Genomic DNA, 7,548 nt, shown 5'->3' on the forward strand with positions numbered 1-7,548 from the left:
CTATGCGCCCGCCAAGGCAAACTCGGCGCTGGCCATGGTGTTTTCCCACGTTGTCTCCCGGCGGAATTGCTGGGTGTAGAGATCGTAGTAATGGCCGCGGGCTCGCAGGAGTTCGTCGTGAGTCCCCGACTCAATGATCTTGCCATTTTCGATCACCAGGATGCGATCAGCCCGCTTGATCGTGGAGAGGCGATGGGCGATGACCACGCTGGTTCTATCGGCCATCAAGCTTTCCATGCCCTGCTGTATCAGTGCCTCGGTCAGCGTATCGACCGAACTGGTAGCCTCGTCCATGATGAAGACCTCCGGGTCAGCCAGTACCGCCCGGGCCAGGCTGATCAGCTGTCTCTGGCCCATGGACAGCAGGCCTCCGCCCTCGCCTGAATCTTCGTCGTAACCCTTGGGCAGGGCCAGAATGAATTCGTGGGCACCCGCGATCCTGGCGGCTTGCTCTATCTCACTGTCGCTGGCATCGAGGCGGCCATAGCGGATGTTCTCGCGTATCGTTCCTGCGAAAAGGTGGGGCGTCTGGAGTACGATTCCGATGCGCGACTGGAGCGCATGCTGGGTCAACTTCCTGTAGTCCTGGCCGCCGATACGGACGGTGCCGCCGGTAGGCTCGTAGAAACGGCAAATCAGGTTGACGATTGTGGACTTGCCGCCACCGGTTTCACCAACCAGTGCGATCGTTTCGCCCTGGTTAATGCTGAAAGTGAAGTCTTCCAGCACCGGCTTGCCAGTTTCATACTGGAAATACACGTGGTCAAATTCGATCGAGCCACGGATGCTTCCAGGATCAACAGAGCCCGGCTGGTCCTGGATATCAGGTTCTGTATCGAGTAATGAGAAGATGCGCTCTCCTGAAGCGATCGCCCGTTGCATTTCGGCGAAGACGCGCGCCATTTCCTGTACGGGCCACATCATGAAGGTAACGTATGAAATGAATGCCTGGATTCCACCGATGGTGATCCCGACCGCGGCGCCTTCGCCCAGCAATGCCTGATAGCCACCGAACCAGAGGATACCTCCGATCGCAACGGCTGAGATGAACTGCACCATCGGAAGGAATAGCGCGGACAAAAGGGCCGCCCGGTACCCGGCTCGATACATGTCGCTGGACAATGCATCGAATTCTTCCAGGTTCTCTTCCTCACGACCGAGGGCCTTGACCACTCGCACCCCGGTGATGTTCTCGTTGTAGGCGCCAGTGATTTTTGAGTTCACCTTGCGAACCTGACGATACTGCACAAGAATTCGTTTTTGAAACTGAATGGCCACTCCTATCAACACGGGCAGGACAGCCAGAACGATCAGCGTCAGCTGCCAGTTGATGAAGACCATGAAGATCAATGCTGTGACGATATTGAAAATGGCCCACGTGGTGTCCAGGAGTCCCCAGGATATCAGCTGAGCCACCCGCTCTGAGTCCGAGGTCACGCGCGATATGATCCAGCCAATGGGAGTGCGATCGAAGTAGGAAAAGGAGAGGTTCTGCAGATGATCAAACATCTGTTTTCGCAGATCGTACTGGATCCGTTCAGCAAGGATGCCGGCCAAATAGATGAATCCAAAGACGCCCGCGGCCTGAACAAAGATCAAGACAGCGTAAACACTGACGATTTCTTTCAGGCGCTCGGTGTCACCGGGTATGATGGCTTCGTCAATCAGCAGCATGCTGAGATAAGTGAAAAGGGAATCCAGGCCAGCTACCAGGCTGATAAAGACCAGAAAGCCAACGAACCAGGGCCAGTGCGGTTTCGCTTGAGCCAGGATGCGGCCTACCGTGCCGATATTGATTTGTGCGGAAAAATCTTCTTCTTCGAATTCGTATGGTGCCATGCTAGGTAGTTGGAAATCAGCGAATGGGCCAATGGGTGGACGGTTGGGTCAGGCAGTGTTGGGATCGGTCCCGTCGCCACGACCATTGCCGGAGCCGTCTTCCGAAACGGACAATTCCTGTTGTAGTTCATCCTCAATACTGGCCTGAAGCTCGAAAATGCGGCGATAGATGCCATCCTCAGCCAGCAATGCCTGATGGGTGCCCCGTTCCATGATCTGTCCATTTTGCATGACCAGAATCAGGTCGGCATCCATGACGCTTTGGATCCGGTGTGCGATGACAAAGGTCGTTCGACCCTCCATCAGATGTTCAAGCGCGTGGCGGATCGATGCCTCTGTTTCGGTGTCCACCGAAGACGTGGCATCGTCAAGAATCAGGATCTTTGGATTGCGCATCAGTGTGCGGGCAATGGCGACCCGTTGTTTCTGTCCGCCGGAAAGTGTAACGCCTCGCTCACCAACCAGCGTATTGTAGCCTTCGGGAAAGCTCAAAATGACGTCGTGAACTGCTGCAGCCTGAGCTGCCTGGTATACCTCCTCGTCGGTTACATCCCGATCGACGCCGTAGGTGATATTGTCGCGAATGGTTCGGGAGAAGAGAAAGGGGTCTTGTTCCACGATGCCGATGTGACGTCGCAGGTATTCCCGCGTATAATCGCTCAAGGGCTTGCCATCCAGATCGATGGTGCCAGAGCCGGCCTCATAAAAGCGGGGAAGCAGGTTGACCAGACTCGTTTTGCCTGAACCGGTCGAGCCGAGCAGGGCAACGACCTGGCCCGGCAGGCAGGGAAAGCTTATGTCCCGCAACACCGGTGTGCCTTCCTCGTACTCAAATGCCACGTCGCGGAAGATGATCTCGCCCTCGGGCGGGCCGGCGGGCTGGACATCCCCGGTTGTCAATGGCTCGGTGGGTTCGGCGATAATCTTTTCCACGCGCTCGAAGGAAACCATCCCCATAGACATCTGTACGATGAGCCTGCCCAGGTTTCGTATGGGCCAGATGATCCAGATCACGAGCCCGTGGTAGGCCAGGTAGGTGCCCACAGTAATGGTGCCGTTCATGGTCATTAGAGCTGCCAAGGTGAATCCGGCCACCATTTGCAGGCCACACAGGATATCGGTAATGGGCCAATAGGCTGAGTGGATCATCAGCAGGCGCTTACCCCGCCGAAACTTCTCCCAGTTGTCCTTCTCGAACTTGCCCCGTTCGTACTCCTGGCGGGCAAACGCCTTGACCACACGCACGCCGCTGAGGTTTTCCTGTAAGGTGGTCGAGAGAACCGCTTCCTGCTCCTGGTAACTTTCGTAGGCGTCGAAGATACGTTTGAAGAAGAAGACTGACATTGCCAGGATAATTGGGACTACCATCACAGAGAAGAGGGCGAGTCTCCAGTCGATCAACATGATCGCAGTGAAGTTGACCAGGAACAGCAGCGTGATACGGCCGGCGTTCACAGCCTGATCCTGGAAGAAACGGCGTAGTGCGTCCACATCGGAGGTGGAACGCTGGATGAGTTCCCCTGTGGAGGTCTTGTCGTGATAACTGAACGGCAATCTCTGGAGGCGATCAAAGAGATAGTTTCGCAGCCGATAGACGATTCCTTCCGCAGTACGGGCAGCCCAACGTCCACTGAGAAAGGTAAACGTGCCCTCCAACAGTGCCAGCCCCACGAAGGCGAAGGCTACTACTGGTAACCACTGAGCCATGGAAGTTACGCCCAATATGTCATCGACATAATAGCGTATCAACAGATAGGAGACGGTCTTGATTACCGCGGCCAAGCCAAGGCTGAGGGCTGCTGCCAGATAGGTCCGGTGGAATCCGGTCATCATCCGCCAGAGACCAACCAGCCGGTTGTCAGCGACCGTGTTTTCTAGATCGTAATCGGGACGTGGAATGGAAACGGACAAAACGCGGTTACCTCCGGAAAGTGCACGGGGAAAGGCGGCGCGACCATTCTACCACCACTGTACAGAATAGCACGAAAAGAGCCTCGGCACATTAGCCAGGTGGCTAATCATACCACTGGCCGGAGGGTTAGTCAGGAAAGTTGTATCCATTAGCAGATATGACAGCGCGGCTGGGTTGCAGCGCGGGAAGTGCTTGGTCGGATGTTGCAGAATCTGGCAGTTGAACGATCATTGAATTCGACCGGCATCGTATTGTAATCATTGGCGAAGCGGAATTGGCGAAAATCCCGGAAACCTGATAGTATGCTGAACGGAAAAGGGTGCCGACGGTCTGCGTAAACAGCGGAAATGAACCGCTGATAACCGCTGATCGATCCAAACAAGATCAAAAAAGAATCAGCGTGAATCTGCGCCGAAGGTCTGCGGAATCAGCGTTCCTCTGGCTTGTCCAGGTTAGGAAAAACCAAATGGCAAAGAACTACAGTTTCTACCAGGATCTGGCAGCAGAATTGCCGGAGATCCCAACGGACACGACGATCAGCCGGATGATCTACGACGATGATCACATTCGTGTAGTCGTCTTTGGCTTTGCGCCCGGCCAGGAGTTGACAGAGCACACGTCGGCAATGGCAGCAATTCTGCAGATCGTTCAGGGGGAAGCTACCCTGACCCTGGGAGCGGATTCCCTGGAAGTTGCGCCTGGGGCTTGGGTTCGCATGGCGCCAAATCTGCCTCACAGCGTGAAATCAAAGACCGAAGTAGTCATGCTTTTGACGTTGATCAAGGGCAGCGGCTCCTGAATGCAGTAGGAGAAACAGACAATGCGAATTCTGGCGATCATCTCCGGCGAGTATGGACAGCGTCACACGGATAATGTGAAGGCAACCGGCCCTGCGGGCTGGCATATCGAGACCTGGCGGGCGCCGGCCTTTTTGCCGCCGGTCATCGATGATCCGGATGATTTTCTGCCACCTGCCCTTCCGGCATCGGACCTGATACTTTCCTTTGCCGAGCACCGCGGCGTTGCCGAGTTGTTACCTGATATCGCCGAATTGACAGGTGCGTCCGCCGTGATCGCCGCGGTTGACAATGAAACCTGGCTGCCGCGCGGCCTGGCCCGGCAGCTGCGAGGTTGGCTGGCGGATATGGGTGTGGCTTGCGTCACGCCCAAGCCCCTCTGCTCGCTGACCGAGGCCGATTACGGTGTGACAAGGCGCCAGCGCGAACGCTACGACAATCCGCTCATTGCCGAATTCGCGCACCATTTTGGCCAGCCCAATCTCAGAATAGAGGTGGATCCGGAAACCAGGACCATCATCGGTGTCGAGGTGAAGCGGGATGCGGTCTGTGGATGTGCCCGTTTTACGGGGGAAGGTTTGCTCGGCATTTCGGCGGACGAAGCGGAGCAGAAGGGTGGCATGTTGCACCATCACTTTCCGTGCATGGCCAGCATGGGAATCGACGATGACTTTGGCGATACCTTGATGCACGTGTCGGGCAATGTCCTGCGCGACAATATCGGGGAGCAGGTGAAACCCTTCAAGGATACCCTTTACATTCGCCCGGCCGGGCAATGATGCCGACGGCGCGATTTCCGGTGCCGTAGGTCCGGCTACCAGCCGGACGTTGCCGGTGTGCGGGCCGGGGTGGTTCGAGGCGGGTGTCACGCTGGTAGCGTGACCTACGGGGATGTCGGTTTTTATGCTGTTATCTTGAGGAATTTGCGTTTACCCACCTGTAACACCTGCTCCTGCTCTGCCGGAACCAGTTCGGCGCGGAAATCCTGGATGACTTCTCCGTCGAGTTTTACCCCACCCTGCTGAACCAGGCGCCGGGCCTCGCTAATGCTGCTTGCCATGCTAGTTTCTTTCATGACCGTCAGGAGTCCTGCCGGCTCCGTCAGACGGTACTCTGGCATATCGTCCGGCAGCTCTCCCCTTTGGAAGACAGTCCGAAAGTGTTCCTCGGCCGCATCGGCTGCCGCATCTCCATGGAAAATACTGACGATTTCCCGGGCAAGCTCCATCTTGATATCGCGTGGGTGTCGCGAACCGTTGGCCAGCGTTTCTTTGACGGCAGCAACCTGTTCTGGCAGGTAGCGGGTCGCCAATTCGAAGTAGATCGGCATGGCATGGTCGGGCAAGGACATCACTTTGCCGTACATGTCGTTCGGTTCGGCCGTGATCTCGATGGCATTGCCCATGCTTTTACTCATGCGGACCTGACCATCGGTACCGGGCAGGATATCCATCAGGATCGCTACCTGCGGATTTTGGCCCATGGCTTGCTGGAGCTTGCGGCCGGCAACCAGAATATTGAACAGCTGATCGGTGCCGCCCACCTGTACATCGGTTTCCATGGCAACTGCGTCGTATGCCTGCATCATGGCATAGAAGGTTTCCTGAAGGAAAATGGGATCGCCTTTTTCGAAGCGCAGTGCGAAATTCTCCCTGGCCAGAAACTGTTGCACGGTGAAATTCTGACCGATCTGCATCAAGTCGAGCAGCGTCAAGTCTGCCAGCCAGGTGCCATTGTGGCGCACGATGGTTTTTTCCGGATCCAGGATTCGAAAGGCCTGATCGGTGTAGGTTTTTGCGTTGGCAGCTACCTCCTCCTGGGTCATCAATGGGCGCATCTTGTTCTTGTCGCTGGGATCGCCAACCAGGCTGGTGTAGGATCCGATCAGGAAGGTGACCTCGTGGCCCAAGTCCTGGAACTGGCGCAACTTGCGCATAGTGATCGTGTGGCCCAGGTGTAGATCGGGGCGGGTTGGGTCGTAGCCACAGTAGACTCTGAGGGGTCGACCTTGCTCCTCAGCATCGATCAGCCGCTGCCTCAGTTCGGCCGTCATTTTGCGTTTGGTTTCCTCATCGCCGTAGGTGGTTCCCTGCGTTAAGAGGGCGACCTGTTCATCAATGCTTTTTGTTTTTGACATGCTGGCTTCCTCCGGAAAAGAAAAGAGCGTGGCGCAACGCGCCACGCTCGAATTTGAAAGGGTGGATGTCACACGTCGGACGCGTTCACTCGACCGGCATCGGGGCGTAGTCGCCCCCCGAATACGAGTAACTGCGGCGGAGAGTGTGGTATTCTTTCATGGTGAAGACATCATAACACGCCGGTGGCGGCGTGTCAAGTGGAATTTGTGTTGACCAGCAATTCTCATTACGCAGAGGAGGCGAGGCTGTACGAAGTCTACCGCTTTGCTTGTCCTGCGAGAAAAGGTCATTGTGCCCGTCCTGGCCGGCGCCGGCAAGCCCAAACGTGGCCCGAAACCTAAGCGGGATACGCCACTGGATGTCCAATATCGAACCTTGCACACTGAGATGCAAACCTTGTTTCATCTCCTCGGTATCGCCGTTTAATCAGACTTATCGACAAAGGTTGTCGATCTTGATGCCGTAAGCGCCTATTTTTCGGGTTAGGCGCTATCGAAGCGCTGACCGCAGCCGCAGTCAATCTGAAATGGACGAGTGACGATTCTCATGCTCAAAGCCCTGGCGGCTAACTTTTTCCTGGCCCCGCTACTGGCTTAGGTGCTGGCGCGGGTCATCGGGTTGGATCAGCAGCTTGCGGTCGGTCTGTTCATCCTGTTTTCCAACCGGAATCAACCGGTGTTGTATGCTGGCAGGCAGAAAGCGCAGCCATCGTAACCACGAGCCAGTCCGTCCTGGACTCTGGCGAACGGGATCTTGTTTTTCTGGCTGATGCGAGGCCAGTAGGGGCAGTGAATCGTGTGCAACTCCATGCTGCGTGGGTTGCCATATACGTAGTCTTCCGACTCCTTCACCGCCGTGATTT

The 7,548-nt window shown here is 56.1% G+C and carries 6 protein-coding genes; 2 read left to right on the forward strand and 4 right to left on the reverse strand.

All coding sequences use genetic code 11. The features are described from left to right. Together U9R25_06760 and U9R25_06765 are read right to left on the reverse strand one after the other, a co-directional pair. A complete protein-coding gene (locus tag U9R25_06760) occupies positions 1–1,839 on the reverse strand; it encodes an ABC transporter ATP-binding protein (GenBank protein ID MEA3335595.1) in 1,839 nt (612 codons plus the stop codon). 48 nt (positions 1,840–1,887) lie between these two features. After that, positions 1,888–3,750, reverse strand: a complete 1,863-nt coding sequence (locus tag U9R25_06765) for an ABC transporter ATP-binding protein (GenBank protein ID MEA3335596.1) — start codon at positions 3,748–3,750, stop codon at positions 1,888–1,890. Between the two features lie 467 nt (positions 3,751–4,217). Between U9R25_06765 and U9R25_06770 the strand changes: the two genes are divergently transcribed. Together U9R25_06770 and U9R25_06775 are read left to right on the forward strand one after the other, a co-directional pair. After that, a complete protein-coding gene (locus U9R25_06770; protein MEA3335597.1) occupies positions 4,218–4,550 on the forward strand; it encodes a cupin domain-containing protein in 333 nt (110 codons plus the stop codon). Between the two features lie 21 nt (positions 4,551–4,571). After that, positions 4,572–5,327 carry a DUF166 family protein gene (locus tag U9R25_06775; protein ID MEA3335598.1) on the forward strand — a complete coding sequence of 252 codons (756 nt, stop codon included), beginning with the start codon at positions 4,572–4,574 and terminating at the stop codon, positions 5,325–5,327. A gap of 122 nt (positions 5,328–5,449) precedes the next feature. Here the strand turns inward: U9R25_06775 and tyrS are convergent, their stop codons facing one another. Continuing rightward, the gene (tyrS, locus tag U9R25_06780) at positions 5,450–6,685 is read right to left on the reverse strand and encodes a tyrosine--tRNA ligase (protein ID MEA3335599.1); all 1,236 of its coding nucleotides are present in this window, start codon (positions 6,683–6,685) and stop codon (positions 5,450–5,452) included. Positions 6,686–7,354: 669 nt separating this feature from the next. Continuing rightward, a partial coding sequence (locus tag U9R25_06785) for a hypothetical protein (GenBank protein ID MEA3335600.1) occupies positions 7,355–7,548 on the reverse strand: 194 nt, incomplete at its 5' end.

The organism is Chloroflexota bacterium (assembly GCA_034717495.1).
Classification (GTDB): Bacteria; Chloroflexota; Anaerolineae; order JAAEKA01; family JAAEKA01; genus JAYELL01.

Bases quoted from the DNA above. Each gene is read 5' to 3' on its own strand.
- U9R25_06760 (MEA3335595.1), bottom strand. From the start codon at position 1,839: ATGGCACCATACGAATTCGAAGAAGAAGATTTTTCCGCACAAATCAAT.
- U9R25_06770 (MEA3335597.1), top strand. From the start codon at position 4,218: ATGGCAAAGAACTACAGTTTCTACCAGGATCTGGCAGCAGAATTGCCG.
- U9R25_06775 (MEA3335598.1), top strand. From the start codon at position 4,572: ATGCGAATTCTGGCGATCATCTCCGGCGAGTATGGACAGCGTCACACG.
- tyrS (MEA3335599.1), bottom strand. From the start codon at position 6,685: ATGTCAAAAACAAAAAGCATTGATGAACAGGTCGCCCTCTTAACGCAG.